The 26,943-nt window shown below is 58.5% G+C and carries 24 protein-coding genes; 5 read left to right on the top strand and 19 right to left on the bottom strand.

All coding sequences use genetic code 11. The features are described 5' to 3' along the window. Nucleotides 1–8 precede the first annotated feature (8 nt). The 11 genes from KIN_RS12220 to ybgC all read right to left on the bottom strand — a co-directional run bounded on the left by KIN_RS12220 (nt 9) and on the right by ybgC (nt 11,428). Complete coding sequence (locus KIN_RS12220; protein ID WP_159807264.1) at nt 9–1,685, bottom strand: formate--tetrahydrofolate ligase; 1,677 nt, start codon at nt 1,683–1,685, stop codon at nt 9–11. 148 nt (nt 1,686–1,833) lie between these two features. Next, the gene (locus tag KIN_RS12215) at nt 1,834–2,418 is read right to left on the bottom strand and encodes an MOSC domain-containing protein (RefSeq protein WP_159807262.1); all 585 of its coding nucleotides are present in this window, start codon (nt 2,416–2,418) and stop codon (nt 1,834–1,836) included. Between the two features lie 135 nt (nt 2,419–2,553). After that, complete coding sequence (gene ftsH, locus KIN_RS12210; protein WP_159807260.1) at nt 2,554–4,470, bottom strand: ATP-dependent zinc metalloprotease FtsH; 1,917 nt, start codon at nt 4,468–4,470, stop codon at nt 2,554–2,556. A 77-nt stretch (nt 4,471–4,547) separates the two neighbouring features. Continuing rightward, complete coding sequence (gene tilS, locus KIN_RS12205; RefSeq protein ID WP_159807258.1) at nt 4,548–5,780, bottom strand: tRNA lysidine(34) synthetase TilS; 1,233 nt, start codon at nt 5,778–5,780, stop codon at nt 4,548–4,550. Continuing rightward, on the bottom strand, nt 5,777–6,592 hold the full coding sequence (gene ybgF, locus KIN_RS12200) for a tol-pal system protein YbgF (protein ID WP_159807256.1): 816 nt from the start codon (nt 6,590–6,592) through the stop codon (nt 5,777–5,779). Before ybgF ends, tilS begins: the two co-directional genes overlap by 4 nt. 4 nt (nt 6,593–6,596) lie before the next feature. Then, nucleotides 6,597–7,112, bottom strand: a complete 516-nt coding sequence (gene pal / locus KIN_RS12195; RefSeq protein ID WP_159807254.1) for a peptidoglycan-associated lipoprotein Pal — start codon at nt 7,110–7,112, stop codon at nt 6,597–6,599. 81 nt (nt 7,113–7,193) lie between these two features. After that, nucleotides 7,194–8,501: a Tol-Pal system beta propeller repeat protein TolB gene (gene tolB, locus KIN_RS12190; protein WP_159807252.1), complete on the bottom strand. Its 1,308-nt coding sequence runs from the start codon at nt 8,499–8,501 to the stop codon at nt 7,194–7,196. A 65-nt stretch (nt 8,502–8,566) separates the two neighbouring features. Further along, complete coding sequence (gene tolA, locus KIN_RS22560) at nt 8,567–9,733, bottom strand: cell envelope integrity protein TolA (RefSeq protein ID WP_279285247.1); 1,167 nt, start codon at nt 9,731–9,733, stop codon at nt 8,567–8,569. A 3-nt stretch (nt 9,734–9,736) separates the two neighbouring features. Continuing rightward, nucleotides 9,737–10,225 (bottom strand): protein TolR, encoded by a 489-nt coding sequence (gene tolR / locus KIN_RS12180; protein WP_159807250.1) that lies wholly within the window; start codon nt 10,223–10,225, stop codon nt 9,737–9,739. 3 nt (nt 10,226–10,228) lie between these two features. Continuing rightward, the gene (gene tolQ, locus KIN_RS12175; protein ID WP_159807248.1) at nt 10,229–10,924 is read right to left on the bottom strand and encodes a protein TolQ; all 696 of its coding nucleotides are present in this window, start codon (nt 10,922–10,924) and stop codon (nt 10,229–10,231) included. A gap of 111 nt (nt 10,925–11,035) precedes the next feature. After that, the gene (gene ybgC / locus KIN_RS12170; RefSeq protein WP_159807246.1) at nt 11,036–11,428 is read right to left on the bottom strand and encodes a tol-pal system-associated acyl-CoA thioesterase; all 393 of its coding nucleotides are present in this window, start codon (nt 11,426–11,428) and stop codon (nt 11,036–11,038) included. A 126-nt stretch (nt 11,429–11,554) separates the two neighbouring features. On the opposite strand from ybgC, the gene KIN_RS12165 reads away from it, so the two are divergent. Continuing rightward, complete coding sequence (locus KIN_RS12165; RefSeq protein ID WP_159807244.1) at nt 11,555–12,133, top strand: exopolysaccharide biosynthesis protein; 579 nt, start codon at nt 11,555–11,557, stop codon at nt 12,131–12,133. Nucleotides 12,134–12,139: 6 nt separating this feature from the next. Here the strand turns inward: KIN_RS12165 and KIN_RS12160 are convergent, their stop codons facing one another. The 4 genes from KIN_RS12160 to ruvC are packed head-to-tail and all read right to left on the bottom strand — an operon-like array spanning nt 12,140 to nt 15,040. Beyond that, entirely contained in the window at nt 12,140–12,781 is a 642-nt protein-coding gene (locus KIN_RS12160; RefSeq protein WP_159807242.1) for a hypothetical protein, read from the bottom strand. Nucleotides 12,782–12,794: 13 nt separating this feature from the next. Beyond that, complete coding sequence (ruvB, locus tag KIN_RS12155) at nt 12,795–13,817, bottom strand: Holliday junction branch migration DNA helicase RuvB (RefSeq protein WP_159807240.1); 1,023 nt, start codon at nt 13,815–13,817, stop codon at nt 12,795–12,797. Nucleotides 13,818–13,874: 57 nt separating this feature from the next. Then, nucleotides 13,875–14,537: a Holliday junction branch migration protein RuvA gene (ruvA, locus tag KIN_RS12150; RefSeq protein ID WP_159807238.1), complete on the bottom strand. Its 663-nt coding sequence runs from the start codon at nt 14,535–14,537 to the stop codon at nt 13,875–13,877. Beyond that, complete coding sequence (gene ruvC, locus KIN_RS12145; RefSeq protein WP_159807236.1) at nt 14,534–15,040, bottom strand: crossover junction endodeoxyribonuclease RuvC; 507 nt, start codon at nt 15,038–15,040, stop codon at nt 14,534–14,536. The genes ruvA and ruvC overlap by 4 nt, the downstream gene beginning before the upstream one ends. A 330-nt stretch (nt 15,041–15,370) precedes the next feature. Between ruvC and KIN_RS12140 the strand changes: the two genes are divergently transcribed. Further along, entirely contained in the window at nt 15,371–15,568 is a 198-nt protein-coding gene (locus tag KIN_RS12140; protein WP_159807234.1) for a DUF1127 domain-containing protein, read from the top strand. Between the two features lie 58 nt (nt 15,569–15,626). On the opposite strand, the gene KIN_RS12135 is transcribed toward KIN_RS12140, so the two are convergent. After that, a complete protein-coding gene (locus tag KIN_RS12135) occupies nt 15,627–15,992 on the bottom strand; it encodes a hypothetical protein (protein WP_159807232.1) in 366 nt (121 codons plus the stop codon). Between the two features lie 50 nt (nt 15,993–16,042). Beyond that, entirely contained in the window at nt 16,043–16,915 is an 873-nt protein-coding gene (locus KIN_RS12130; RefSeq protein ID WP_159807230.1) for a 50S ribosomal protein L11 methyltransferase, read from the bottom strand. 206 nt (nt 16,916–17,121) lie between these two features. Here KIN_RS12130 and KIN_RS12125 point away from each other — a divergent pair, with 206 nt between their 5' ends. The 3 genes from KIN_RS12125 to KIN_RS12115 are packed head-to-tail and all read left to right on the top strand — an operon-like array spanning nt 17,122 to nt 22,617. Beyond that, nucleotides 17,122–17,844 (top strand): ImuA family protein, encoded by a 723-nt coding sequence (locus KIN_RS12125; RefSeq protein ID WP_243144911.1) that lies wholly within the window; start codon nt 17,122–17,124, stop codon nt 17,842–17,844. Next, the gene (locus tag KIN_RS12120; protein ID WP_243144910.1) at nt 17,738–19,282 is read left to right on the top strand and encodes a Y-family DNA polymerase; all 1,545 of its coding nucleotides are present in this window, start codon (nt 17,738–17,740) and stop codon (nt 19,280–19,282) included. Before KIN_RS12125 ends, KIN_RS12120 begins: the two co-directional genes overlap by 107 nt. Beyond that, nucleotides 19,282–22,617, top strand: coding sequence for an error-prone DNA polymerase (locus KIN_RS12115; RefSeq protein WP_159807226.1), 3,336 nt, complete (start codon nt 19,282–19,284; stop codon nt 22,615–22,617). Before KIN_RS12120 ends, KIN_RS12115 begins: the two co-directional genes overlap by 1 nt. Before the next feature lie 16 nt (nt 22,618–22,633). Here the strand turns inward: KIN_RS12115 and KIN_RS12110 are convergent, their stop codons facing one another. Both KIN_RS12110 and KIN_RS12105 read right to left on the bottom strand, forming a co-directional pair. Next, complete coding sequence (locus tag KIN_RS12110; RefSeq protein ID WP_159807224.1) at nt 22,634–25,795, bottom strand: efflux RND transporter permease subunit; 3,162 nt, start codon at nt 25,793–25,795, stop codon at nt 22,634–22,636. Next, nucleotides 25,795–26,907, bottom strand: a complete 1,113-nt coding sequence (locus KIN_RS12105; protein WP_243144909.1) for an efflux RND transporter periplasmic adaptor subunit — start codon at nt 26,905–26,907, stop codon at nt 25,795–25,797. The genes KIN_RS12110 and KIN_RS12105 overlap by 1 nt, the downstream gene beginning before the upstream one ends. Nucleotides 26,908–26,943 lie beyond the last annotated feature (36 nt).

Genomic DNA, 26,943 nt, shown 5'->3' with positions numbered 1-26,943 from the left:
CTCAGGAGCTAGAACAGCCCCTCAATCTGACCTGCGTCGTTTAACATAATTGCCTCGGCGGATGGCACGCGTGGCAGGCCTGGCATGGTCATGATCTCACCGCAAACAACAACCACGAACCCGGCCCCCGCACTCAAGCGAACTTCGCGGATCGGCAGAGAGTGCCCAACGGGCGCACCGCGCAGATTTGGGTCAGTCGAGAAGCTGTACTGCGTCTTTGCCATGCAGACGGGAAGATCACCATATCCTGCCGCCTCCCATTGACGCAATTGATCGCGGATTTTCTTATCGGCGAGTACTTCGTCAGCACGGTAGATCCGCTTTGCAATCGTCTCGATCTTTTCCATCAGGCTCAGGCTGTCATCATAGAGCGGCGCGAATTGCGACGCGCCGCTTTCCGCGATTTCGGCGACACGTGTTGCAAGCTCCTTGGTGCCTTCGGACCCGTGTGCCCAATGCTTACACAATATCGCTTCGGAGCCTTGAGTGGCGACATACTCGCTGACCGCGTTGACCTCGGCGTCAGTATCCCCGGCGAAGTGGTTGATCGCAACAATGACCGGAACGCCAAAGCTTTTTACGTTCTCAATATGACGGCCCAAGTTCGCGCATCCGGCCTCAACGGCCTCAACGTTCTCATCACCAAGATCGGCTTTCGCAATGCCGCCATTCATCTTCATCGCCCGCACGGTCGCGACCAGTACCACGCAGTCTGGCGCCAGCCCGGCCTTGCGGCATTTGATGTTCATGAACTTCTCGGCCCCAAGGTCTGCACCGAACCCAGCTTCGGTCACCACATAGTCGGCCAGCTTCAACGCTGTTGTCGTGGCAATAACCGAGTTGCATCCGTGGGCGATATTGGCGAACGGACCGCCGTGAACGAAGGCGGGATTGTTTTCGAGTGTCTGAACGAGGTTTGGCTGCATTGCCTGTTGAAGCAGAACCGTCATCGCGCCATCGGCCTTGATGTCACGGGCGTAGATCGGCGAGCGATCCCGCCGGTACGCGACGATAATGTTGCCAAGACGCTTTTTAAGATCATCCAGGTCCGTCGAAAGACAGAGGATCGCCATGACCTCGGACGCCACGGTAATGTCAAAGCCAGTCTGGCGTGGAAAGCCGTTCGCCACCCCACCCAAGGATGTCACCGTATCCCGCAATGCACGGTCATTCATGTCGAGGACCCGTTTCCACGTGACGCGCCGCTCATCAATCTCAAGCTCATTGCCCCAGTAGATATGATTGTCAATCATCGCGCTCAGAAGGTTGTGGGCGCTCGTGATCGCGTGAAAGTCGCCGGTGAAGTGGAGGTTCATTTCCTCCATAGGCACAACCTGCGCATATCCTCCGCCAGCTGCACCCCCCTTCATTCCGAAGCACGGACCCAAGGACGCCTCCCGGATACAAATCGCAGCTTTCTTGCCGATTGCGTTGAGACCATCGCCCAGACCTACGGTGGTTGTGGTTTTGCCCTCACCCGCCGGGGTCGGGTTGATCGCCGTGACGAGGATCAGTTTGCCCGATGGCTTGTCCTTCTGCGCCGCAATGAATTCAGCAGAGATCTTTGCCTTGTCATGACCGAAGGGCAAAAGGTGCTCCGACGGGATGCCCAACGTAGCGCCGATGTCCTGAATAGGGCGTTTTGAGGCCTCGCGGGCGATCTCGATATCGGTCTTGAAACTCATGAGCGGCGGTGTCCCTGTTACGGCTGTGCGTTGTTGATATACAGCGCTCACTATCTGCGTCGTCCAGTGGGCTGTCGCGCAGATTGCGACATTTGTGACGTCGGAACCGCCCTGATTTGCGCTTATGGTTTCAGATGGGAAACGCCTGTCATCCTTCCGGTCGCCAAGCGGGTTGATCCGGAATGTGCAGCGTAACGGTCTCACCCAAGTTCAACGTGCCTTCCCGTTCGACCCATGCCGTAACCCCACGGCGACCCTTGGCAGCGGCTTTAAAGGCCCTTCCGTGACCGGGTGCCTCCGCTTCGATCACCGGCGCTGGCAGATGGCATGGCCGGTTTTCCATATCGACAGTCAATGTCGTGCCGTCGGGCGACTGCAAACGGGAAGATGGCGGGATATGAGTCAGATCTGGAAGACCTTTGAGCACGACGTTTGCACCGCACCAGCGCGGGTCAAATTGCTCCACACCAATCTCTGCGGCGACCTCGGCCATCTCTTCTGCAGAAACGATACACACCTGACGGGTGTTCCGGATCTTAGTGCCACGTGGATATTGACTGACAACGCGGGCACAGGACGGTCGTGTTTCACCCCCGTGGTCGTCACCAACAACCCCTGCAAAGCTCAATTTCAGAACGTCTTGAGATTTCGTGGCAAGCGTTTCATCTCTATCAGGCAGGACACCGAGCCAGATGATTTCAGCGGTGTATTCTGTTTTGAGAAGTGCAGGCATAGAGACGTCTCGCGGGTCAAGAATGTGTCCGATGACTAACGTCTTGGCCCATCATCCACAATCGTCCGGTCCTCACGCGGTTGAAACAAAAAGCCCCGGCACTGGCCGGGGCTTCTTGAATTGTTTGGAGATCGCTTAAACTGATGGCTCAGGCTCAAGGTTTCCGTCGTTCTTGGGTGCCTTCGGCTTGGTTTTCGGGATAGCCGTGACCGATGGCGCGCTGCCTTGGTCCTGCTCATCCTCGTCGTCATCGTCTTTCCCAAGAGGATCACCCTTGATGACTTTCTTGATATCATCGCCGGTCAGCGTTTCGTACTCCAGCAGACCTTGGGCCAGACGTTCGAACTCTTCCGACTTATCAAGCAAGACTCCGCGGGCCGTTTCATAAGCTTCGTCGATCATCCGTTTGACCTCTTGTTCGATCAATTCCTTCGTTTCCGAAGAGATCGAGAAGCCGCCGGGCCCGTTGCCCATGTATCCTTCATGAGCTTGCTGATAGTCGATGTTACCGACCTTATCCGACATGCCCCACCGCAGAACCATCGCACGGGCCAGACTAGAGGCCTGTTGAATATCCCCTGCAGGACCGTTTGAGACTTCCTCTTCACCGTATTTGATGATTTCGGCAGCCTTGCCAGCCATGGTCATGGCGAGTTTCTGTTCGCATTCCGATTTGTGCCAGTTCAGCCGGTCTATCTCAGGCAGGGAAACCACCATACCAAGAGCACCACCACGTGGAATGATCGTTGCTTTATAGACCGGATCGCATTTCGGAAGGCTCATCCCGACAACGGCATGTCCCGCCTCATGATAGGCCGTCTTTTCTTTTTGCTCGGCGGTCAGGACCATGGACCTTCGTTCAGCGCCCATCATCACCTTGTCCTTCGCGCTTTCGAAATCTTCCATCGTGACAAACCGTCGTCCGACCCGAGCCGCCATAAGTGCGGCTTCATTCACAAGGTTTGCGAGGTCCGCGCCAGAAAACCCAGGCGTTCCGCGTGCCGTGATGCGCAGATCAACATCCGGACCAAGCGGAACCTTGCGGGCATGAACACGCAGGATCTTTTCACGCCCCTTGATATCAGGGTTTGGAACGGTGACCTGCCGGTCAAACCGGCCCGGGCGCAAGAGGGCGGGATCAAGCACGTCGCGGCGGTTGGTCGCCGCAAGGATGATGACGCCCTCATTGGCTTCAAAGCCATCCATTTCGACAAGAAGCTGGTTGAGCGTCTGTTCACGCTCGTCATTGCCGCCGCCGTAGCCTGCACCACGGTGACGTCCGACTGCGTCAATCTCGTCGATAAACACGATGCAGGGCGCGTTCTTCTTAGCCTGCTCGAACATGTCCCGAACGCGGGATGCACCGACTCCCACGAACATTTCAACAAAGTCGGAGCCCGAGATCGTGAAGAAGGGAACGCCTGCTTCGCCCGCAATTGCGCGCGCCAAAAGGGTCTTACCTGTGCCCGGAGGACCGACAAGAAGCGCGCCCTTTGGGATCTTGCCACCAAGGCGAGAGAACTTCTGGGGGTTGCGCAAGAACTCGACAATCTCTTCAAGCTCTTCCTTGGCCTCATCAATGCCAGCTACATCGTCAAACGTCACGCGACCGTGCTTTTCAGTCAGCAACTTGGCGCGCGACTTGCCAAAGCCCATCGCACCACCTTTGCCACCGCCTTGCATCCGGTTCATGAAGAAAATCCAGATACCAATGATGATCAGGAAGGGCAGCAGCGTCCCGACATAGGACCAGATACCGTTCTGTTCCTGCGGCTCCGCTTTGATGGCAACGTCGTTTTCCAACAGCACGGGTGTCACGTCGACACCTTCCGGCTTAACGGTTGCGTATTGTTCATTGCCGGAGCGGATGATGATCCGCTCACCGTCCAAGGTCACCTCGGACACATCGCCGCCTTCCACCCTGTCAATGAAATCGGAGTACGGGATCGTGCGCGACGCCATCGTCGTCTGACCACCGTTGAAAAGATTAAAGAGCGCCAGGATCAGCAGAAAAAGCACGACCCAGAAAGCAATATTGCGCGCGTTGCCCAAGAGAAATCTCCTAATTGCAGCTTGGCCCCGGATTATTTCGCCGGCGTCTCCTTAAGATAGGGATAACCGACTGGGGTTCAATGAGATAAGATAGAGGAATAGAACTGTTCTTCACCGCGCACCAGTGTCGCAGTCCAACCATTTGAAAAATTTGCAAGCGGCGCAGCAATTAATGCGTCACCGGACCAGATCGCAGGACTGGCCAAAAGCGACGTTCGAGGCAGGGCTGATGCACGCCAGTCCGGGCACAACACGACCCCCTTTTCGCCCAGAGCTGCGACATGCAAATCATCGCTTTTGGGGCCGGTTAAGCGCCAACGGTTGTCCCAGTTTTGATAGGTTGAGGTGGCTCGTTCCGCGCGCGCCGACTCCCGCGTGAGGCGTAACGTATCGCCAAATATAATGTTGCATCCATGTAGCGTGCAATCGCGCCCTGATTGGATCACGCGCATGACGCTTTCCGCCCGCGCAGGGTAATCCGCACCGGTGACCCAGCGCAGGGCCGTGTTCAGGATCCGTCGCTTGTATTCGTCGGTCAGCCCGTCAAACGCCGCGGCTGGGCAAGAGACATCGCCGCCAGAAAGGCTGACATGATCATGAGCCCAGCGCGCGACCTCCTTGGAGAGATCTCGGCGGGTCGAAGACAAGTTTGTGATTGTTTTTGCAAGGTTTTCTGGCGTGATCCCAAGCTCGCTTAACACATCCCTTGCTTGGCGCATTTTGATGCGGTCGAACTGCTCATTGTCATTGCTGGGATCGTCAATCCAACGGATATTTCGTGCGACGAGAAATGCGCGAAGGGATGCCCGCGTCTGGTCCAGAAGCGGGCGGTGAAAGACAACGCCATCGCGGGTGAATTTTAGGCGCATGCCTGACAAGCCATCCAACCCAGCGCCGCGCGTCAGGCCCATCAGGAACGTCTCGGCATTGTCGTCCCGTGTGTGGCCAAGCATGACGTCCGCAATGCCGTTCTCTTTCGCCCAGCCCGCGAGCAACCGATAGCGCGCCCTGCGGGCCTGATCCTGCAGGTTGCCTTGGTTGTCCCAGCCGTCCCATGTCAGTGTATCGTGTTGTATCCCAAGATTTTTGCAGAGCTTTGCAACGTGGTCGGCTTCTGCCGCCGCCTCGGGGCGCAGTCCATGATCAACCGTCGCGACCCGTGGGGATGGTTTGATACCAATGTCGTGAAGCTGAAGCAAAAGAGCCGTCGAATCAGAACCGCCCGACACAGCCACCCCTATGGGGCGGCTCTGGTTCTCCAGAGCCGCGAGCTTGCACCGAAGGGCACTGGGCCCTTCGTTTGATGTCATGAACAGCCCATGTTCTGCTGCGCGGTCTGCGCCGGAGCAATTTGGTCGGAACTTGGATAGCGCGACCCGATTTCCTGAAGCATGAGGCAGGCCTCTTCCGTCTGCCCCAACTCGTTCAAGGATACACCCAGCTTGAACAGCGCCTCGGGTGCCCGTGGCGCATTGGGCGCACCGGAGAAACTTTCGAGATACGCGCGCGCGGCTGCATTCCAGTCGCCAAGGTTCTCATGCGCCTGGCCCCGGAAGAAATGTGCGTCAGGGCTCAGAGGGCCCCCAGGATAATTTTGCGTGAAGCTGGCAAACTGATCTGCAGCCCCCCGGTAATCGCCCGCCTCAAGCGCCGCCTCAGCACGCTCGAAGTCTTCTCTTTCAGCCACAGCAAGCTCTACGCCATCTGTCGGCGAGTCGGGCGCCGCTATGGGTGGAAGCGGCGCACCCGCTTCGCCGCCCAAAACGGGGGTTTCCCCGATAGACCCGAGATCGCCGCCTTCCAGTTCGACCAGTCGAAACTCAAGATCGCCAATCCGGTTCGTTCCGTCTGCCACGACCCGATCAACGCGGTTTTTCAGCCCCTCGGTCATCGCTGTCAGATCTGCCATCTGCGCCTCGATGGCATCAAGCCGCTGAAGCATATCGCCTGAAATGTTCACATTGGGCGAACCGGTGGTGGACATCTCACGCCGCAGCTTAGCGATCTCGGTATTGAGAATGACAAGCTCCTGCCGGATATCGGCCAGTGTCTGCGTGTTGTCCTGGGCGAAAGCTGTGCCGCCCAAGACAGAAACCGCAAGAAGAACGAAGAGCCCTCGCATCGGTTTAGCTGCCCACACCAGCAGAGATCACCGTCACAGCCCGGCGGTTCTGGGCGTAGCAAGCCTCGTCAGAACAAAGCTCGATCGGGCGTTCCTTACCGTAAGTCACCGTGCGCAGGCGATTGTCTGCAACCCCTTGGCTCACAAGAAAATCACGGGACGCAGCCGCGCGACGTGCGCCCAAGGCAAGGTTGTATTCCCGCGTGCCCTGTTCGTCTGCGTGGCCTTCCACAATCGCCGAATAAGTGGTGTTTGACAAAAGCCACTGCGCCTGTTGGGTCAAGGTCGTCCGCGCTTCATCGCTCAACGTGCTTTGATCCACTGCGAACAATACGCGATCGCCGATCGTTTGGCTGAAATAGGCCGGGCTGTTTGGGTCAAGATTGCTGGTCTGGATACCACCATTCGCACCACCGGCCCCTGCACCATCTGCGCCCGTGCCGCTGCCAGAGAACCCGCCGCCGCAAGCACTGAGGCCCAGAACAGCTGCGAATACCGCTGCCTTGGAGAAATAAGTCATATGTTTGATCCTTCTTTTGAGGTCTTTTGCTCGATTTTCTGAGAGCCTATCAGCAAATGGCGTCCGGTGACATCACGTTTCTTACTCCAGCAGCGGTGACCAAGAGGGATCGGATGCACCTGTCAGCACCTGCTTCAGATTACGGCCTGAAATGTCGACGGAGTACAGGCTCGACCCGCCCTCCGTCCCTGCACTTTCCCGCATGAACATGATCACCCGTCCATTTGGTGCCCATGTCGGACCTTCATCGAGGAACGAGGCCGTCAGGAGACGCTCGCCCGATCCATCTGTGCGCATCACGCCAATATGGAACCGGCCGCGGTTCTGTTTGGTGAACGCGATGAGATCTCCGCGCGGGGACCAGACAGGGGTGCCGTAGCGACCTTGACCAAAGGAGATACGCGTCGCCTCACCACCACTGGCAGGCATGATGTACAGCTGCTGCGTGCCGGAGCGGTCGGATTCAAACACAATTTGGCGGCCATCCGGCGAATAGCTGGGCGCCGTTTCAATGGACGGCGCGTTGGTCAATTGCGTGCGAGCCCCTGTTGCGAGGTTTAGCTTGTAGATATCCGTGTTCGAGCCTGTGTTGAGAGAGAAAACAGCCTCCTGCCCGTTCGGGGCAAAGCGCGGGGCGAAGCTCATCGTTCCGGGCTGATCCTGCAAAACCCGCCGCTGTACGGATGCAAGATCCAGCATGTAAATGCGCGGAAAGCCCGTTTCGTAAGAGGTATAGATCACCCGGTCGCCCGCAGGAGAAAACCGCGGTGCAAGCACAATCGAGCTTCCATCCGTCAGAAATTGTTGGTTCGCACCGTCGTAATCCATGATGCCAACGCGCTTGGTCCGCGCATTTTTGGGGCCACTTTCGGAAACGTAGACCACACGACTGTCGAAATACCCGCCTTCACCGGTGATCCGGGCGTACACTGCGTCGGACACTTTGTGAGCCATGCGGCGCCATCCCTCGATCGGGCCGACGAATTGCAGACCATCGCCCATCTGATCCTCAGAGAAGATGTCAAAAAGCCGGAACTTTACAACAATCTGACCATCGCCAGTTGTGCTGACGGCGCCGGTTATAAGCGCCTGCGCATTGATCGCTTTCCAGTCGGCGTATTGAACCGGGCTGTCGAAGCTGGTGATCTGACTGATATAGGCCGCATCATCAATTTCACGAAAGAGACCAGATCCCGATAGATCCGCGGCGACCACATCTGCCAAATCACGCGCATATTGATCGGCGCCAGCTGTCTCAGGAATAAAGGACGGTGCTGCAAAGGGCAGCGGTTCAATGTTCGGGTTATCCAGCTCCAGTTGCAGGGGCTGGGCCGAGGCCGAGGACATCCCTAAGCAAATGGCAAAAACTGTCGCGATCAGTCGGATCATATCAAGCGTCCTTTCACGGCGATCGGGTGTGTCTTTGGAGGCCGCCGACCGGCGTTTTGCATAACTCATCTTATCTGACCTCTTGCAGCATTAAATGTCACTTCGACCTCACGCCATTGGTCGTATTTATCCGATGGTAGATCGTAGCCCTGCGCGCCACATCGAATAATGGCACGCCGCGCGGCCTCGTAGGCGCGGTTGACTGCAGCGCCCGAGCCACCTGTGGAGGACAGCAGATTGATTGAGCCGATATTCGGCTTGCCGTCCGGTTCCATGTCGAAGGCCACGACAACGACAACCTGCAACGCATCGGTGCCAAGCGCGCCCACATTCCAGCACCTTTGAATGCCAAGGCGAAACCCATCGCGTTCCCCGGATGTCAAAGGTGGACCGCTGGCCCCTGACAATGTGGGGGCTGCATTGTCTTGTTGCGCGGCCTCCGCCACGGCGCTGTTGATCGCGTCGCCCAGCGGATTGGCATCCTCCTGCGGCGCGGGCGTGGGGTCTTGGGTGGGCTCCTCAGCCTCGGCAACAACCGGTTGCGGGGGCGGCGCCGGGCGTTGGCCCGGTCTGGTCGACCGAGTGATGCCGCCTGCGGGTTCATCTGCCTCGGTTACGATCTGGGTTGTGGTCTCTTCCGGCGCGGTGGCCTCCTGCGCTTCATCAATCGGGGTTGCATCTGGATCAGGGGCCGTCGGGGCCTGCACGGTGTCAACTATCTGAACATCGGGATCGGGCGCAGGGGCAGCTTCCTGTGCCACGCGGGGCGCCTGTTGCGGGGTTGGCGTGGCATCCGGCTCAATTGTCAATCCGCCATTGTCCCCGTCGATCAGCGACGGTTCATCTGGCGTGACAGGCGCAGTGTCCGTGATCTCTGCCGGGGCGGGCGACAACACGGGGGCCGGCGCCTCGTCGGGTACCGCGGGTGTTACCGGTTCTGGTGGCGTGGGCGTTGGGCGGGCGGTGTCCTCACTTGGGGCCGCGGGTGCTGCATCGGGTACAACAGGGGCCGGTGGTGCGTCCGGTGCATCGGGCGTGCTGGGCGCGGCGGGTTGAAGTGCCGCAAATTCTTCTGCCGAAACAATTGAAACGTCGCTGACCGCCAGATCACTGAAATCATCACGTGCGACGAAAAAACCGCCTATCAAGATCCACAGCAAAAGCAATCCGTGCCCGATCCCGGACACGTACATTCCAGTGCCAAACCCAGTATGGGAGTCCAGCTGCGCCACGGCTTAACCGTCCGTCGCGGGCGACGCGCCATCAAAGGTCGGGCCGCCTGTGTCCGTCACCAGACCAATGTTGGTGAAGCCCCCTTGATTAAGCGCACCCATGACCTGAACAACCGTTTCATAGGCAATGGCTCCATCGGCACGGAGGAATACCTTGTCATCTGCCCGTTCCGCCGCGATGGCCCGCAAGCGTGGGACGAGCGCGTCGGGTGCGATCTCTGTGTTCATGATTGAAAGCTGGCCGTCAGCCGCGATGGTGATCGTTAACGGCTCTTCCTGTTCGGTCGGAAGGGCATTGGCCGCGGTCTTCGGCAACTCCACCGGCACACCAACTGTTAAAAGCGGCGCGGCCACCATGAAGATAATGAGCAAGACAAGCATCACATCCACGAAGGGTGTGACGTTAATCTCGGACATTGGCTTGGAGCGTGCCTTACGCCGCCGCCCTCGCCGCGATCCGCTCGCTGCGCCTTGAAGAGTTCCTCCCCCCATGGCTCAAGCGTCCAGTTGGCGCGATAGAATGGTGGAAAACTCGTCAGCGAACGCCTCGTACCCGCTGGTGATCCGGTCCGCATCCGCGCTAAGCTTGTTGTAGAAAATCACCGCCGGAATCGCAGCCAGAAGGCCCAGCGCCGTTGCGACAAGCGCCTCGGCGATACCGGGCGCAACGACCGCAAGGTTGGTGTTCTGCGCAATGGCGATTTCCTCGAACGCATGCTTGATGCCCCAGACGGTCCCAAAAAGACCGATAAACGGAGCCGTCGCGCCGACGGTTGCCAAAAACCCGAGACCGTAGGTTAGTTTGCCGTCTTCCTTGGCGATTGCCACATCCATGGATCGGTCGATACGCGCGGTCGCGCCCGCGATCAGCTGACCGTCTTCCTTGTGGGATCTGCGCCATTCCGACATACCTGCCGCGAAAATCCGTCTGGCAGAGCCTTTCGGATCAGACCCAATGGTCTCGTACAACTCATCAAGAGGTTCACCGGACCAGAAGGCGCGGTCAAACTCCGCTGCTTCCCGCCGTGCAATCCTGTAATTGATAAATTTCTGGATGATGATGGCCCATCCCCAGATTGATGCCGCGATCAGCATCAGCATGACCAGTTTTACTGTAATCGTTGCCCGCCAAAACAAGGCCGTAATCGAAAAATCGACCTCGTTTGCGAGGCCAATAACCTCAGCTTCCATATTTACCGCTCGCCTCATTGTGCCGCTTTGCGCGGCTTTCTTTGGGGCAACATATCGCGATTTGAAGCGATTGGCTACGAAAGACGTTTCTGTCAGGCGATAATATTCATGTTACGCCTGAAGACGGCGGCAAATATCCGCCGGAAGCCGCTTGGGACGCCCCGTTTCGTCAAGGCACACCAGCGTGACAGTGCTGTCGAAAAGCTGCATTTCCTCTCGCCAGATCGCCTGAGACAGAACAATCCGCGCGGGCGTGAGTGTGTTGAGTGCGGTTTCCACGCGCAAAATATCGTCGAATGCGGCAGGTTTCAGGTAATCCGCATGCACCTGCCGAACAGCAAATACGATCCCACTTTCATCCTTTAGTTGCTTTTGATCTATACCCGCCGCACGCACCCATTCTGACCGCGCCCGCTCAATGAACTTAAAGTAGTTTGCGTAGTAGACGATGCCCGCCAGATCCGTGTCTTCGTAATAGACACGGCACGTAAATTCATGGCTCACAAGGATACCCCCGACGACAGACGCCTACTCTGCGCAAATGCTGCCTACGGCGAATTTCCGCCGATACAGGATCAAAGCTGGGTTTTCTCACTTGATGCCCCTTAAACACGTGCCACCCTCTTTTTTATGGTTACCGAGAGCATCAACACGGAGCAAGAGACGACGGCCACGGCCGCGCCAGAGGTACAATTCTCTCCGGTTTCTCTTGACGATGCGCTCTGGCTCATTGGCGATAAGGTGTATGGGCTACTCATCTGCATCCTGTCTTTATTGGTACTGTCGCCTATTGGGCTGATCCCTGCGTTCCCCTCCGTCTGTGGCATTATTCTATGTGCATTGGCGTGGCAGATCGTGAGCGAGCGACCTCTGAATCCGCCACAAAAGGTCGCGACATGGTTTCAGACCAATACGGTCGGCCGCAGACTTCTTGGTCTTCTCAACCGATACGGCGCATGGCTGACCGACACCCAGCCGACACGGCGCGCATGGATGATGGTGCCGCCTTTTGTGCTGCTGCCGGTTCTGCTGATTATTCTATCCGGTGCCATGATGCCGGTCTTCGAGATTCTGAGCCTGCCGCGAGCCCTACCTGCGGGCATTGCAGCGTTGACCGCCATTGGCCTCATAGTTCGGGATGGCGCTTACTTGGTCGTGGCCGGATGTTTTCTGAGCATCGCAGCCTGTGTCGCGTTGTTTGCGACCTAACAACCCTCAGTTTTTCAACGACATCGACACCTGAACACGCGCTGCCAATCGCAGCCCGTGAGACGCGTCCGCGGCCGAAACGGGCAGTACCGGATCATAGGCGGCCTGTATAATTGCGCCGACATCGGGTTTGAGGATCGCGTGGTCATTGCCGGTTAGCGCAAGAGGGGATGTCCCCAGAAACGCGGTATCCGACCACAGCAGGATCGATTGCACAGCCTGCCCCAGACACAAGGTATCCGCAGGAATATCTGACAGGACTTGGTCCATTTTGAGAAAGACGAAACAGGCCTTGATGCCGCCATCGGGATCGAACCGGAATATGCGATACTGGTTTGCATCCGCGTCGCGCAGGCGCCCGACCAGTTTCTCAAGGTCCGGGATCATCCGGTCCAGATTGGGCGTATCCAGAAGATCCTGCCAGTTGCGAAGAAAAAACACCATGAGGTTGGAGCCCAGTTCAGGATCCGTCTCCGCCATCTGGTGATCTGCCAGTGTGACGATCGCCTCAATCGCGCCCTTCAGAACACTGAGTGTCTGATCCTCGACGCCAAAGGCCACTGGCGCAATCGGTCGCCCCCACCGAGCGAACAGATAGGTCCCGTCGGCGCGCGTGAAGTAGTTGGTGACAACTTCAGGTGACAACAAATCCCGCCCCTCCCTATTGGCCAAAGAGATCGCTTTGCGGCTTTGGCATCGGCAGGCCCAGATGGGTCCAAGCCTTTTGCGCAAGCATGCGACCGCGGGGGGTCCGCTGGATCAGGCCTTGCTGCAACAGATAAGGTTCGATCACCTCTTCCAGCGCGTCGCGGCTTTCCGACAGGGCCGCCGCCATGGTCTCAATCCCCACGGGGCCGCCGCCGTAGTTTTCAGCGATTAATGTCAGATAGCGCCGGTCGGCGCCGTCCAGTCCCAGATGATCGACCCCAAGCCGGGTCAAGGCACTGTCGGCAAGCGCGCGGGTGATCGTTCCGTCGCCGTCCACCAATGCGAAATCGACCACACGGCGCAAGAGCCGACCTGCAATGCGGGGGGTGCCTCGGGCGCGGCGCGCAATTTCTCGGGCACCTTCGGGCTCGGTCGGGATGCCAAGCAGGCGGGCACCCCGGGTCACGATCTCGAACAGCTCATCTGTTGTATAAAATTGCAGGCGCGTCGGGATACCGAACCGATCCCGCAAAGGCGTGGTCAAAAGCCCCAGACGGGTGGTCGCGCCGACCAGCGTGAAGGGCTGTAACTCGATCCGCACCGTGCGCGCTGCTGGACCTTCGCCAATCACAAGGTCCAGCTCGAAATCCTCAAGCGCGGGATACAGCACCTCTTCGACAACCGGATTGAGCCGGTGAATTTCGTCGATGAAGAGAACGTCGCGCGCCTCCAGATTGGTCAGGATAGCAGCCAGATCACCGGCCTTTGCCAGCACAGGACCGGACGTCATGCGGAAGTTCACGCCAAGCTCACGCGCCATGATCTGAGCCAATGTTGTCTTGCCCAAGCCCGGCGGACCATGAAACAGCGTATGGTCCATCGCTTCGCCTCGCTGCCGGGCGCTTTCGATGAATACGCGCAGGTTGGCACGTGCTTCCGCCTGACCAATGAACTCTGACAATCCTTGCGGTCGAAGCGCACGGTCCGTGTCTTCGGGCTGCTTCTCGGCACGCAATGTTGGATCGGGTTCAGTCATGGAGCACCTTATGGCTCAGTGTGATGCCATGTGCCAGTTCGGGCAGCGCGGATCTCATTACTCTTTCGGAGCCAGCGCTTTGAGCGCCGCGCGGATCAAGTCGGGCGTTGCCATTGCACCGTCCTCGCTGACTTGGGCAATTGCGGAGGCCGCATCACCCTGCGCGTAGCCAAGGTTCACCAGCGCCGACAGCGCCTCGGCCTGCGCTTGGCCAGCGGGCGCGGAAACAGGTTCGATCACCTGAGCGCTGGCAGCGTCGGTATCTTGCGGGGCCGCATCGCCAAGAGTTTGCTGAAGCGTGCCACCCAAAGCCATCACCGCAGGTGCCTTGTCTTTCAACTCAATCACTACGCGTTGCGCCGTTTTCGGCCCAACACCCTTGGCCGCTTTCACCGCGTTCCAATCCCCCAACGCAATCGCCCGGCTGACGCCATCCGCCCCAAGCGCGCCCAGAATCGCCATCGACGCTTTCGCGCCGATCCCTTGAACGCTCATCAAAAGGCGGTGCCATTCCTTTTCCAAAAGGGATGTGAAGCCGAAAAGCTGCAGCAAGTCCTCACGCACAAGAAGATCGGTATAAAGGGCGATGGCCTCGCCGGGCCCCGGAAGGGCGGCAAGCGTCCGGTCCGAGCAATAGACGACATATCCAACGCCACCTACATCGATCAGAACATGGTCAGCCCCACGGTAATCGAGGCGCCCGGTCAGCTTTCCGATCATGCGGAGGCCTGCTTGAGCGCCATATCCAGCGTACGCGCTGACCTCAGATGGAAGGCATGACACAGCGCAATACCAAGCGCGTCCGCAGCGTCAGGGCCGTTGATCTGCGCGCCGGGCAGTTGCATTTGAACCATATGTTCGACTTGCCGCTTATCCGCATGGCCCACGCCAACAACAGTTTTCTTGACTGTATTTGGGGCGTATTCGCCCACCAAAAGACCCGCCTGTGCGGGCACCAGCATCGCAATTCCGCGGGCTTGTCCAAGTTTCAGTGTGCCTGCCCCATCCTTGTTGACGAAGGTCTGTTCAACCGCCGCCGCATCAGGTGTGTGCTCTGCGAATATCTCCCGAAGGCCATCAAAAAGCGTCAGAAGGCGTATCGCCAGTGTGTCACCTTTTGAGGTCAGCGTGCCGTTGGCGATGTGACGCAGCCGGACACCATCGGTCTGGACAATCCCCCACCCCATCTTTCGCAAGCCGGGATCAATTCCGATAACGCGCATAGCTGCCTGCCTGTTGTAGTCTGCTTTTTCTATGGATTAGCACGAACCATGAACATTTGCCAATGCCGGTTCGAGACCCGCTCAAATTGTCTGCAATTTCGCAACGGCTTTAACCATTTGTTTCCATGTTATTGAGCGGACCGGATCAAGACTCAGAAAAGTCGCCGTTTTCGACTTAATTCCAAGCGTTTGCGACCCTTTCCGAGCAATGCAAAAAACGCATGGGGGACATGCTGAAATTTGAATTGCGGGCCAGCCTCTTCCCCCCTAGATGCCCCTTTAGAAAACAAATTGCACAAAACTTACGCAGAAAAGAAAAGGGCGACTGCCATGGCTGTCATCGATACCTCCCGCGCGCTGAATGGCCGCGTCTCTCTCTCCAGCGCAGTGGCTGCACGCTTTGCGGCACTTCGCGAAACAGTTGCCGTGTGGAATGCACGTCGCGCAACACGCAAAGCCTTGTCCGGCCTGACCGCTGCCGAGCTTGATGACATCGGACTGACCGTCGCGGACGTCGAAAACATGTAAGATCAGACTGCCGTGCGGCACCGGTCGCGCGGCAGTTTCTTATCGCCTTAAGGCAAGGCTATTCAAAGACGAACCGATCCAGAAGCTGCGCAATCGCCTTGGTGGCCGGATCCATATCCAGAAGAAACGCCGCAGCGATTTCACCGGCACTTCCGCTCCGCATCGTCTCAATGCGATTGACGTAAACCGCCTCACCCAACTCAGCCAGAATAAAGCCTTTCACGGTCACAAAGAGTGTAGCTGCGATCAGGATGCTTTTATAGGGAATGAGCCGCGTCTTGCGTTTGCGGCGCGCGACTTCAACCACGAGTCCATCTTTGGACACGCGACGCTCAACACGCACGTTCGGGTCAGCCTTGTGCGCAATCTTTTTGACCCGCTCGTTAAAGCGCTGTTGGTTGACGTCCGGCAAATCAGTCCTCAATCCATTCCCCTGTGGATATCTAGCACAAATGCCACATTTTTCGCACAACTTTACGGGGAAAGTTTGAGACGAAGTGCACTCCATTCACCAATGTCGCGTCTTTGCGACAGTTTGAAGCCAAGATTGGTATAAGTTTCTGTCACCTCGTCAGCCTGCTCTACCAAAAGGCCAGACAATATGGCTGTCCCCCCGGGTGCGATAAAACGTTTCATATCAGGGGCAAGTGCGATCAGCGGAGCCTTGAGAATGTTCGCAAAGACAAGATCAAACGGGGTAGCATCCTGAAGGACAGGATGATCGAACCCGGCAGCCTCAACGCATTTTATATGTGCTTCCAGATTATTGGCCTTGGCATTTGCTTCCGCGACCTCAACCGCGACCGGATCAATGTCGCTGGCCAGAACCGGACGGTCCCACACCGCAGCGGCAGCCATTGCCAGAACCGCCGTGCCACAGCCAATGTCGGCCACGTTTTTAGCTTGTTCACCGGCTTCAAGCATATCTTCTAAGGACAACAGGCAACCTTGTGTCGTGCCGTGATGGCCTGTTCCAAAGGCCATAGCGGCCTCTATCAATAAGGCGGTCCGCCCGTCGGGCACCTTGTCTGCGTCATGGCTGCCATAGACGAAGAACCGACCCGCCTCGACCGGAGCAAGTTCGCGTTTCACATGGGCGACCCAGTCCTTGTCCGGCACCTCGCTGACGACAAAGGGTTTGGCATCATGAACTGCTGCCAGAAGATCCAGAGCAATCTCGTCGGGCGCTTCGGTGAAATACCCACCGACCTCCCAAAGGCCCGACCCGTCCTCTACCTCGAAGACACCGACGCCTGTCGGTGCAGGCTCGAGCGCCTCCAAAGCTTCCCCCAAGGCCTGCGCGGCGGGCTCGCCCGGAAGAGTTGTCAAAGCTGTGTAGGTGGTCATTGCACACTCCGTCATCAGATCACATCCCGGTAGGCGTGCGGGCATATCAGGTCAACGCAAATCACGTACTCCCCGGTTTGCTGCCCTACCTATTGCAAGGTTTGAGGCATGCTGTCGCAGATGGCGCATCATCACAAACACTTGCCAAAACCACGTACAAACCGATATTCCAATTTAGAACAAAACATGAACTTATGGTTTGGTGCATGAAATCCGATTCGACATCCGGGCAGGTCATCTACCTTCCGAAGCGCAAGAAATCCTATGCGCGACTGAACGTTCCCAACAGCGGGAATGCGACCCTGACCGATGTGCTGCCGCGCGCACCTTTCGACCCATCTGGGACGGGGTTTGTGCTGGCGCGGCTAACCCCGTCAGAGCGCCCGGTGCTTTGGGTACAGGATCGAAATTCACGGCAGGAGAACGGGCATCTCTACACACCCGGTCTGCATGCCATGGGGCTGACCCAGCCAGTCTTGCACGTGACGGTCAGCCATCCCCGCGATGTCTTGTGGGCGATGGAAGAAGGCGCCGCCTGCGCGGGCCTCTCGGCGGTGGTCGGCGAAATTCATGGCGCCCCAGCGGTGCTGAGCTTTACGGCAACCAAGCGGCTGGCTTTGCGGGCCGAAGCTGCGGACGTGCCGGTCTGGCTGATCAGAAGCGGCGATCCCGGCACCTTGAGCGCGGCCCGCGAACGATGGCGCATCGGGGCGCTGGCCTCGGAGGCACATCCACACGATCCGCAGGCGCCCGGTGCCGCGCGATGGGATGTAAGCTTGTTTCGAGCGCGTGGTCGGGCGCCCGGACGCTGGGTGGGCCATCATGACCCGCTCGCCTCGAACGCAACGGATCGTCTCCGTCTGGTTTCCAGATCTCGCGATGGAGCGGTGGCGTCAGATGATCAGCAGATATCGGACAGCGCCCGATGAGGCCGCACCCATTGCCCTGACGCGGGACGGCCCCCACGGCCCGATCATCCACGCACTCAATGGAACAGCACTGGAGCGTGGCATTCGACCATTGGCCCGCGTTGTGGACGTACAGGCGATCCATCCCGACCTGCATGTGGAACAGGCCGATCCTCCGGGTGACCAGGCTTTTCTGGAACGTCTGACCCATTGGGCGCGACGATGGTGTCCTTGGACGGTCAGCGACGCGGACAACGGCCTGATCCTCGACACGACCGGCTCTGCCCATCTGTTTGGGGGGGAAACGGCCCTGCTGCGCGACATGATCCAGAGATTTGCCATACAGGGCCTGACGGCACGCGTGGCCATGGCCCCCACCCGCGGCGCAGCGCAGGCGCTGGCCCGTTATGGAGCCGCGTCCACCCTGTGCGATGACACTGATATGGCGCCGCAGCTTGACCCACTTCCGGTCAATGCGCTGCAACTGGAGGCGGAGACCGCCCGGTTGCTTGATCGCTTGGGCCTGAAAACCATTGGCGCCCTTAATGCGGTTCCCCGCAGCACGTTGATGCGTCGGTTCTCAGGCCTGTCCGCGGATCGCAACCCCCTGATCCTTCTGGACCGAACACTGGGCCGCGCCGCGGATCCCGTTAACGCACCACCGGACGCGGCCTATTTCATGGCACGTACACGCTTGGCCGAACCTGTGATTGATCCCGTCCCGTATCTGGATGGTTTGGCCCAACGTCTGTGTCGAGATCTGGCACAGGCGGAACAGGGCGCACGGCACCTCAGGTTGACCATTTACAGAATCGACGGGGAATGGCGAACCGTTGACGCTGCCACCGCCCGCGCCAGCCGAGATCCAGCCCATCTGGTCAAGCTGTTTGACGGCAAGCTCGACAGCATGGACCCAGGCTTCGGGTTTGACCTTTTGACCTTGGAAGCAGGCCGGGTGGAGCCTTTGTGCCTGCACCAAGACCGGCTTGATGGGACACGGGATGCCAATGCGGATGTGGCCGCTTTGCTGGATCGGCTGACCGCTCGGTTGGGCGCCCAAAAGGTTACATGGTCCACATGGTCGGAGAGCCATAAGCCCGAAGACGTGGAGACACTGCGCCCGGCCCTGCAGACAGAGCCCTCCGCGCCTCTGACTTTGACGGTGGAACGCCCCATAAGATTGCTGCAGCCTGCAGAAGAAGTGCAAGTGCTCTATGCCGTGCCGGAGGGACCGCCGTCTCAGTTTCGCTGGCGTCGCGTGGTATATCGGATGACCCGCTACACCGGCCCTGAACGGATCGCACCCGAATGGTGGAAAGATCGCCCCGGCACGAGATTACGGGATTACTACAAGGTCGAGATCGAAGACGGCCGCCGCTTCTGGCTCTACCGGGATGGTGTGGTACATGATGGGCGCGGTGGGGACCCGCGCTGGTTTCTTCATGGGTTTTTTGCCTAATGCCCCTGCAGGAAGGGCATAAACGGCGCACCCTTGATGAGCAGACCGTGTTTCAGTGGCATCCCCCTGCACCTTATGTGGAGCTGGGTCTGGCCAGTTGCTTTTCCTTCCTCCATGCGGCGTCCGATGCGGTGGACCTGTGCGCGACGGCAAACCTCTTGGGATACGATTGCGTCGGCATCGCGGACCGAAACACACTTGCCGGGGTGGTCCGTATGCATACGGAGGCAAAAACCGCCTGTGTCCGGCCCCTGATTGGCGCACGGCTTGTTTTGATGTGCGGTACCGAACTGCTTGCCTATCCGAAAGACCGCGCCGCCTATGCGCGCCTGTCTACGCTTCTGTCTAAAGGCAAGATGCAGACGGCGGCAGGCGCATGGCAGGAAAAGGGGGAAACGCATCTGACGCTCGAGATGCTGGCCGCGCATGCAAGGGGTTTGCATTTGATCCTGATGCCACAGGAAAACCTCGACCTGTTTGAAGCAGGGGTGCCGCGGCTTGCGCGCGCCTTGGCCGGACTGCGCTATATCGCGGTCAGCTATCTCTACCGGGGGAATGATCGGGCACGGATCAACCGTCTGGATGCCATTGCCCGACGCAACGGCCTGTCCATTCTGGCCACCAATGATGTACTCTATCACAGCCCCGAACGGCGCCCGCTTCAGGATGTGATGATCTGCATCCGGGAAAGCACGACGGTCCCCAAGGCAGGGTTTCTACTGAACGCCAACGCTGAACGTCATCTGAAATCGCCGGACGAGATGTGCCGTCTTTTTGCGGACTGGCCCCATGCGATTGCGGCAACACGTCAGGTGGCCGATGCAATCCAGTTTGCCTTGACGGATCTGCAATACGAGTACCCCCATGAAATCGTGCCGGAAGGTCGCGATGCGCAGGACGAGCTTGAGCGGCTCACGTGGCAGGGCGCGGCAGAGCGTTATCCGGACGGCGTGCCTGAAAAGGTCCGGCTCACGATAAAGAAAGAGTTCGCGCTGATCACCTCCAAGAAAATCGCGCGCTATTTTCTGACCATTCGCGACATTGTCCGCTTCGCCCGCGAAGACGCCAAGCCGCCGATCCTGTGTCAGGGGCGCGGGTCCGCCGCCAATTCCGCAGTCTGCTTCTGTCTGGGCATCACCTCGGTCGATCCGGCAGAGCATGACGTTCTGTTCGAGCGCTTCCTGAGCGAAGAGCGGGACGAACCACCCGACATTGACGTCGATTTCGAGCATGAGCGGCGCGAAGAGGTCATCCAGTACATGTATAACAAATACGGTCGCGACCGTGCAGGCTTGTGTGCGACCGTCATTCACTATCGCCCCCGCAGTGCCATCCGAGAGGTCGGCAAGGCGATGGGACTGTCCGAGGATGTAACCTCGAAACTGGCCGGCACCGTGTGGGGCAGTTTCGAAGGCCAGATGGATGATGACCGCGCGCGGGAGGCTGGTCTTGACCTGTCTGATCCCTATTTGCGCATGGTCCTGAAACTGTCCCGAGAGATGATTGGGATGCCGCGCCATCTCAGTCAGCATGTGGGTGGCTTTATCCTGACCGAACGCCCACTGACAGAGATCGTGCCAATTGGCAACGGGGCCATGCCCGAACGCAGCTTCATTGAATGGGACAAGGACGACATCGATGCGCTGCAAATATTTAAGGTCGATGTGCTGGCCCTTGGCATGCTGACCTGCATCGCCAAGTGTTTTGATCTGTTAAAGGCGCATTATGATCGCCCTCTCGAGCTTGCAACTGTGCCGGTCGAGGATCGGTTAACAGACGAGCCAGGCAATCGCCCGACATATGACATGCTGTGCAACGGTGACAGCCTTGGGGTGTTCCAGGTGGAAAGCCGCGCCCAGATGGCCATGCTGCCGAAACTACGGCCCCGCAAATTCTATGATCTTGTCATTCAGGTCGCGATAGTGCGGCCGGGGCCCATTCAGGGCGATATGGTCCACCCGTATCTGCGCCGTCGAAGAGGGGTCGAAGCTGTGGAGTATCCACGACCGGGGCCGGAGCACCCTCAGGATGAGCTGAAAAAGATATTGAGACGGACGAAAGGCGTTCCGATTTTTCAGGAGCAGGCGATGAAGATCGCGATGGATGCCGCATGTTTCACGCCCGAGGAAAGCAATGAGCTGCGCCGGGCAATGGCCACGTTTCGGTCACGCGGTACCATCGAAACGCTACAGGAAAAGATGGTCGGCCGGATGACAGATCGTGGATATGATCCGGTATTCGCACAGCGCTGCTTCGATCAGATCAAGGGTTTTGGGGAATACGGATTTCCCGAAAGCCACGCGGCGAGTTTTGCCAAACTCGTCTACATTTCATCTTGGATGAAATGCCACTACCCGACGGCCTTTGCCTGCGCGCTTCTCAATTCACAGCCTATGGGCTTCTATGCGCCTGCGCAGATTGTGCGTGACGCGCGCGATCATGGCGTTGAGGTGCGCGCCGTGGATGTCAATTACTCTGACTGGAACTCAACATTGGAGCCATGCAGCACGGGTTTTGCCTTGCGTCTTGGCATGCGGCAGGTCGATGGCGTCGGGCAAGACGCAGCAGAGCGTATCATGGCCGCTCGTGAAATCGCCTTTGAGAATGTTGCGGATCTGAAGAAACGGACGCGGCTGGATGCGGGGACACTACGCAAACTGGCCGCTGCGGATGCGATGCGCAGCATGGGCATCGACCGGCGGCAGGCCCTGTGGCAGGGGCAGGCTCTGAAAGACGCCCCGGCCCTTCCAATCTTCGATCATGTGCAGGCGGATGCCGCTGGCCCAGAGCCTATAGTGGCTTTGCCCGCAATGCCCAAGGCAGAACATGTGGTGGCAGATTATCAAACGCTGCGCTTGTCGCTTAAGGCGCACCCGATGAGTTTCTACCGCAGCAGCCTGCGCCAAAAAGGATTTTCGGCGACCTCCGATTTGCCCCGAATGCGGCACGGACAGCGGGTATCGCTCGCTGGGCTGGTACTTGTTCGTCAAAAGCCCGGCAGCGCAAAGGGCGTTTGTTTCATAACTCTTGAGGATGAGGCCGGTGTCGCCAATCTGGTGATCTGGCCCAAGCTCTTTGCAAAATATCGCTCTATCATAATGTCAGCGCGTCTTTTGGTGGTCCACGGCATTGTCCAGACAGACGGCCGGGTGATCCATGTCGTCTCTGAGCAACTGGTGGACCGCAGTGACCGTCTTGACGGGCTATCTGCCGAGCGCCTGCCTGAAATAACGACCAGAGGGGATCACCCGACCCACCCGATCCCTGGGCAGGTCGGCATCAGAGGGCACCCCCGCAATGTGCGCGTGATACCCAAATCGCGGGATTTTCACTGACAGGGCCCGCCCGGACCTATGCCTGTTGTGCTTGCGCGGCTGAAGGTTCCGTCGCTTCGGGCTTCCGCACACAAAGGCGCAGAAGTGGCGGCACCGTCAGAAGGGTCAGGAAGGCCGACATCGACAGACCACCCACAACGACCGCACCAAGACCGCGATACAGCTCGGACCCGGCGCCGGGGAAGATGATTAGTGGCAGCATCCCCATCACGCTGGTCAACGTGGACATGAAGATAGGGCGAATACGGTTGCGCGTCGCTTCCTCAATTGCGGCGACAGGCTCCATCCCTTCTTCGCGGAGATGGTAGAGCGTCTGGTGCACGATCAGGATCGCGTTGTTCACCACGATGCCCACCAGAATGATAAACCCGAGCAGAGTCAGCATATCCAAAGGCTGGGTCTGATAGGTGTTCAGCAAAGCCAATCCCCCGACCCCACCGGCGGCGGCCACAGGCACCGAAATCAGAATGACAAGCGGTAGGACAAAGCTCTCGAACAGAATAGCCATGACGAGGAAAACGATGATTAAGGCCACGATCAAATTGATCTGGATTGCAGACCATGTCTGGCTGAGCTGATCTGCCGTCCCCGAAACGGACAGGCGAATATCTTCGGGGATACCCTGCTCTTCCAGAACGGCGACGACCTCTCGCTCCAACAGTTCTACAGCCTGCTCAAGCGGCAGATCGTCCGAAGGGCGGACCTCCAGCGTGACGGTTCGCAATCTGTCACGGTGACGGATCTCTGTGGGACCTGCGGTCAGCAATACATCCGCCAAAGCAGAGACCGGTACGATCTGACCGCCGGGGGTCACGACAGGATAGTGCCCCACATCTTGCGTACGCGCAGCATCACTGACGGACGGGTCGCCCTTCAAAACAAGATCGACCCGCTCTGCGCCGACGGTGATCTCGGCAATCCGAAGTCCATCGTTGAACGCATCAACCGTGGCCGCAAGACCAGAACTGTCGAGACCCGCATCGGCCAAACGTAATCGATCCGGCATCAGGCGTACCTCTGGCGCACCAAGTTCCAGTCCGGGGATAGGCCGGAACTGATGTCCCTCGGATCGGGGGAGCAGCCCGGACACAATGCCAGCGGCCTGCCCCGCGACATTCAAGATCTGATCAAGATCCTGACCCGAGACGTTCAATTCGATTGCACGCCCACCGCCAACGCCGCGCCCGAACAGTGAGGGCTGAGTCATGAACCCAAACGTGCCAGGTTCCGCAAAGATCGGTTGGCTCAACACGGGGATCAGTTCTGCGGCCCGCTGCCCATCCACCGCGGCTGCGCCAACGAACGAGTTCCCTGGGGTCGCCACAAAGAAGAAATTCTCAATCGTGGGAATTCCATCTTCAGTCTCGGTTTCCGGCGCGGCTGCCCAAAGCGGTTCAGCCACCTGTTCGATCCGTTGGGCAATGGTTTCCGTGGTGTCGAGGTTATAGCCCGGTGGCGGTATGATCAGGCCGAAAACCAGATTGCGATTGCCCTCGGGAAGATATTCCAGCCGAGGCAGGAAAGTGTAGCTGGCGACGGCAGCCCCTCCCGCGATGATCCCGACCATGACAATACCCATCAACCTGAAGCGTACAGTCATCCGGACATAGGCCATGACCAAATTTCGAAAGCCCGCTGCCAAATGATCCAGACCCCATATCCGCGTCGGTTTCTGGTCGCCCGCGCGTAGCAACCTGCTGGCCAGCGCCGGGATCACGGTCACGGCCACAACCAATGACAGCAAGACAGACACCGAGATCGCAACCGCGATATCCCGAAACAATTGCCCGGCCTCAAGCTGCATGATCAAGATCGGCACGAACACCAGAACCGTGGTCAACGCAGACACGAGGATCGCGCCCCAGACCTGCTGAGCTCCTTTATGGGCAGCCTCGCGGCGGCTGTATCCCGCTTCGCGCAATCTGAAGATATTCTCCAGCACCACAATTGCGGCATCCACGATCATGCCAACAGCAAAGGCGATGCCCGCCAGTGAAATGACGTTCAGAGTCCGGCCCGTGATCGCCATCACCACAAAGGTCGCAACGATCGAAACAGGGATGGACAGGGACACCACCAGTGTGGCCCGGGGACTGCGTAGGAACAGCATCAGGATAATTGCCGCCAAGGCCCCGCCGATCCAGATATTTTGCGTCACCAGAGAAATCGCGCCGTCGATATAAATCGTTTCGTCGTAAACCTGCTCAAGGTTCAGCCCGGCCGCCGCAACGGGTCCGGCCGAAAGCTCTGACAAAACGAGTCTAAGTTCTTCCATCACACTGATTACATTGGCCCCGGACTCCCGCACGACGTTGAACGCCAAACCAGGCTCGCCCTTGAACCGCAGACGACTGGTCGGTTCCTTAAACGCAAAACCCACATCCGCAATGTCGCCCACACGTACGCGACCGACCCCACCGGTTGCTGGGCCTGAGCGCAGCACGACGTTTCTGATGGCTTCTTCAGTGTTCAGATTTCCTTCGGTCCGCACCACGTAGCGGCGCTTGCCTTCATCGACGTCACCCGCCGAGATCGAGATGTTCTCAGCCCTGAGGATGCGCACGACCTCCGGCACCGTGAGCCCGTAGCGAGACAGCCTGCGGGGATCGACCACCACCTGCAATTCTCGCGTAACGCCGCCAAATACATTCACGGCCGATACGCCTTCGATCCGCTCGACACGGTCCTTGATGATATCCTCAACAAAATCACCGTAAGTCGGCATTTCCCGGGTGTTGCCCTCTTGGGCGGTCAACAAAATCCACGCAATGGGGCTGTCATCTGATCCGGACGTATTCAGAGAGGGCTCATCGGCCTCATCGGGATAACCGCTGACGCGGTCCAACCGGTTCGATACAAGCAGCAGCGATTGGCTCATATCCGTGCCGATCGCGAATTCAAGCGTGACCTCAGCTTCGCCCGTGCGAGATCTTGACGTCATGATCTCGAGGCCTTCAAGGCCGCGCAAAACCTCTTCCTGCGGGTTGACGATTTCCCGCTCAATCTCGGACGGGGCCGCACCAGGCCAGTTTGTCTCGATCACGACAATGGGTTTGCGCACGTCCGGCGCAAGCTGGATCGGGATGCGCGACAAGGCGATGCCGCCAAAAAGAACGGCCATAAGGACGGCCGCCATAACCGCGATGGGGCGATCAATGGCGAAACGGATAAAATCCATCAGTTTGTCTCCACAGGATTTGCGGTGACTTCCTGGCCGGGGCGAAGACGCTCATTTCCACGAACCACGACCTGATCGCCGTCATTCAGGCCTGTCAGAACTTCGTAGCGATCCCCAAGTGGGACACCCAAGGTGACAGGTCGCGGTTGAGCCGTACCGTCGGCGACAAGGAATACCGTCCAGCCGCCCCGCGCCTGAACCAACGCATCTTTTGGAACGGACAGAACATCCCGCGCCCCCCCTACGGGAACCTGAACAGTCAGCGACTGTCCCACTGCCACATTGCCCGTATTGGCAAGATCAGACGAGGCAAAGCGAACGGCCCGTGTGCGCGTTCCCGGGTCTTCCAACGGTACGATGGCGCGCACGACAACCTCAAGCTCCGCGCCATTCTCAAGGCTGGCCTGCAGCGTCTGACCCTGCTCCATAAACATCACGTAGCGCGATGGCACACTGGCCTCGACCTCGAACGCTTCCGTATCCAAAAGCCGCACGACTGGCGTGCCTGCCTGAATAAAAGCACCCGGGATAGTGTTCACCTCGACAACCACCCCAGTAAACGGTGCGATGATTTTGCTGCGATCCAACTGGTATCGCGCCTCGGCCAACTGAGCCTCGCTGCTTTTCTCGCGCGCCTGCGCTTCAACAAGCTGAGATCGCGCTTCCAGCAAATCCGCTTCGGCTTCATCGAACCGTCCTTGGCTGAAGGAGCTTGACTCGAGCAGGCCTTCAATTCGCGAAAACGCGGTGGTCGTCCGGCCCACTCGGGCCCGCGCAGTCGCGATACCGGCGGTCGCTTCGTTCAACTGCGCCTCAGCCTGCGCGACCTGAATGGCAAGCAATTCTTCGTTCAATTCAACCAGAAGATCCCCCCGCTCGACGCGGGTGCCTTCGAGCACGTGAACCATCTCGACATTGCCTGCAACGCGGCTGGCCACTGCACCGTCGCGCGCGGTTACAACTTCTGCAAAGACCGGAACCGTCTCAGCCAGCCTGCGCTGTTCGACGGTTTGAACGCCAACAGCAGTTGCCCGCCCCTGTGCGCTGGCCATCGCAGGGATACAGAGCAAAAACACGGTAAAGAGATATGCGAGACGGCGAAACATGGACATTACAGCGCTCCGATTGTTGTAAGGGCAGATAGCGCG

Origin of the sequence: Litoreibacter roseus (assembly GCF_009811795.1) — a bacterium.
GTDB lineage: Bacteria > Pseudomonadota > Alphaproteobacteria > Rhodobacterales > Rhodobacteraceae > Litoreibacter > Litoreibacter roseus.
The sequence above is the reverse complement of the archived record's forward strand: the minus strand, read 5'-3'. Positions and strand labels throughout refer to the sequence as shown.

Bases quoted from the DNA above. Each gene is read 5' to 3' on its own strand.
- KIN_RS12220 (WP_159807264.1), bottom strand. From the start codon at position 1,685: ATGAGTTTCAAGACCGATATCGAGATCGCCCGCGAGGCCTCAAAACGC.
- KIN_RS12215 (WP_159807262.1), bottom strand. From the start codon at position 2,418: ATGCCTGCACTTCTCAAAACAGAATACACCGCTGAAATCATCTGGCTC.
- tilS (WP_159807258.1), bottom strand. From the start codon at position 5,780: ATGACATCAAACGAAGGGCCCAGTGCCCTTCGGTGCAAGCTCGCGGCT.
- ybgF (WP_159807256.1), bottom strand. From the start codon at position 6,592: ATGCGAGGGCTCTTCGTTCTTCTTGCGGTTTCTGTCTTGGGCGGCACA.
- pal (WP_159807254.1), bottom strand. From the start codon at position 7,112: ATGACTTATTTCTCCAAGGCAGCGGTATTCGCAGCTGTTCTGGGCCTC.
- tolB (WP_159807252.1), bottom strand. From the start codon at position 8,501: ATGATCCGACTGATCGCGACAGTTTTTGCCATTTGCTTAGGGATGTCC.
- tolR (WP_159807250.1), bottom strand. From the start codon at position 10,225: ATGGGGGGAGGAACTCTTCAAGGCGCAGCGAGCGGATCGCGGCGAGGG.
- tolQ (WP_159807248.1), bottom strand. From the start codon at position 10,924: ATGGAAGCTGAGGTTATTGGCCTCGCAAACGAGGTCGATTTTTCGATT.
- KIN_RS12165 (WP_159807244.1), top strand. From the start codon at position 11,555: ATGGTTACCGAGAGCATCAACACGGAGCAAGAGACGACGGCCACGGCC.
- ruvB (WP_159807240.1), bottom strand. From the start codon at position 13,817: ATGACTGAACCCGATCCAACATTGCGTGCCGAGAAGCAGCCCGAAGAC.
- ruvA (WP_159807238.1), bottom strand. From the start codon at position 14,537: ATGATCGGAAAGCTGACCGGGCGCCTCGATTACCGTGGGGCTGACCAT.
- ruvC (WP_159807236.1), bottom strand. From the start codon at position 15,040: ATGCGCGTTATCGGAATTGATCCCGGCTTGCGAAAGATGGGGTGGGGG.
- KIN_RS12140 (WP_159807234.1), top strand. From the start codon at position 15,371: ATGGCTGTCATCGATACCTCCCGCGCGCTGAATGGCCGCGTCTCTCTC.
- KIN_RS12130 (WP_159807230.1), bottom strand. From the start codon at position 16,915: ATGACCACCTACACAGCTTTGACAACTCTTCCGGGCGAGCCCGCCGCG.
- KIN_RS12125 (WP_243144911.1), top strand. From the start codon at position 17,122: ATGAAATCCGATTCGACATCCGGGCAGGTCATCTACCTTCCGAAGCGC.
- KIN_RS12120 (WP_243144910.1), top strand. From the start codon at position 17,738: ATGACCCGCTCGCCTCGAACGCAACGGATCGTCTCCGTCTGGTTTCCA.
- KIN_RS12115 (WP_159807226.1), top strand. From the start codon at position 19,282: ATGCCCCTGCAGGAAGGGCATAAACGGCGCACCCTTGATGAGCAGACC.
- KIN_RS12110 (WP_159807224.1), bottom strand. From the start codon at position 25,795: ATGGATTTTATCCGTTTCGCCATTGATCGCCCCATCGCGGTTATGGCG.
- KIN_RS12105 (WP_243144909.1), bottom strand. From the start codon at position 26,907: ATGTCCATGTTTCGCCGTCTCGCATATCTCTTTACCGTGTTTTTGCTC.